1 protein-coding gene is annotated in these 1,824 nt (G+C 58.6%); it reads left to right on the plus strand.

The features are described 5' to 3' along the window. The coding region (cyoB, locus tag ACRESD_RS02530; RefSeq protein ID WP_431749482.1) for a cytochrome o ubiquinol oxidase subunit I at positions 1–1,822 on the plus strand (1,822 nt) is incomplete at its 5' end. Positions 1,823–1,824 lie beyond the last annotated feature (2 nt).

Below are 1,824 nucleotides of genomic sequence, written 5' to 3' on the forward strand. Positions count from 1 at the left end.
GATCATGCTGCTGCGTGGTTTTGCTGACGCCATCATGATGCGTACCCAGCTGGCGATGGCCACGGGTGGCTCCGAAGGCTATCTGCCGCCTGAGCACTATGACCAGATCTTCACCGCTCACGGTGTGATCATGATCATCTTCATGGCAATGCCATTCTTCACCGGCCTGATGAACCTGGCCCTGCCTCTGCAGATCGGTGCACGTGACGTTGCCTACCCGTTCCTGAACTCCCTGAGCTTCTACCTGCTGCTGGCAGGCGTGCTGCTGGTCAACATCTCTCTGGGTGTCGGTGAGTTCGCCAAGACCGGCTGGGTTGCTTATCCGCCGCTTGCGGGGATTCAGTACAGCCCCGGGGTGGGGGTGGACTACTACATCTGGGCGCTACAGCTATCAGGTCTGGGTACGACACTAACGGGCGTCAACTTCCTGGTCACCGTGCTGAAAATGCGCGCACCTGGCATGAAGCTGATGGACATGCCGATCTTCACCTGGACCTGCACCTGGGCCAACGTTCTGATCGTCGCTTCGTTCCCGATCCTGACCGCTGCTCTGGCACTGCTGACGCTTGACCGTTATATGGACTTCCACATTTTCACCAACGAGCTTGGTGGGAATCCTATGATGTACGTCAACCTGTTCTGGGCCTGGGGTCACCCTGAGGTTTACATCCTGATCCTGCCGGCCTTCGGTGTGTTCTCGGAAGTGACCTCGACCTTCGCCGGTAAACGTCTGTTCGGCCACAAGTCGATGATCTACGCCTCGGGCGCGATCGCGGTACTGGGTTTTGCGGTATGGCTGCACCACTTCTTCACCATGGGTTCTGGCGCGAGCGTCAACACCTTCTTCGGTCTGGCTACAATGCTGATCTCGATCCCGACCGGGGTGAAGTTGTTCAACTGGCTGTTCACGATTTACCAGGGCCGTCTGCGCTTCACCGCGCCAGTACTGTGGACCCTGGGCTTCATGGTTACTTTCTCGATCGGTGGTATGACTGGCGTTCTGCTGGCTGTTCCAGGTGCTGACTTCGTTCTGCACAACAGCCTGTTCGTAATCGCTCACTTCCACAACGTGATCATCGGTGGTGCGGTATTCGGCTACATCGCCGGCTTCGCCTTCTGGTTCCCGAAAGCCTTCGGTTTCACCCTGAACGAGAAGTGGGGCAAAGCTGCCTTCTGGTTCTGGATCTCCGGTTTCTACGTGGCCTTCATGCCGCTGTACGCACTGGGCTTCATGGGTATGACCCGTCGTCTGAACCACTCCGACAACCCACTGTGGGAACCCTACCTGTACGTAGCCGTATTCGGCGCCGTGCTGATCCTGTTCGGTATCGCTTGCCAGCTGATCCAGCTGTACGTTTCGATCCGCGACCGCAAGGACAACATGGACGTGACCGGCGACCCATGGGGCGGCCGTACCCTGGAATGGTCGACTTCGTCGCCACCTCCGTTCTACAACTTCGCCACCATGCCTGAAAACGTCGAGCTCGACGCCTGGCACGAAACCAAGCAAGCCGGCGGCGCCTACAAGGTTCCGGCCAAGTACGAAGCGATCCACATGCCGAACAACACCTCTACCGGTGTGTTCATGGGTGCGTTGCTCACCGTATTCGGATTCGCTTTCATCTGGCACATCTGGTGGCTGGTTGCAGCCAGCCTGGTTGGCACCATCGCTGTCTTCGTCGCCCACGCTGCGCGTGACGACCAGGGCTACATGGTTCCTGCCGAGGAAGTGGCGCGTATCGAAGGCGAGCGCATGAAGGCCCTGGGCCTGGCTACCGGTTCGCCGGCTGGCGCGCGTGTCAAATCGTTTGAGCAGGTTTAATC

It is taken from the genome of Pseudomonas sp., from assembly GCF_050739995.1.
Lineage (GTDB): Bacteria > Pseudomonadota > Gammaproteobacteria > Pseudomonadales > Pseudomonadaceae > Aquipseudomonas.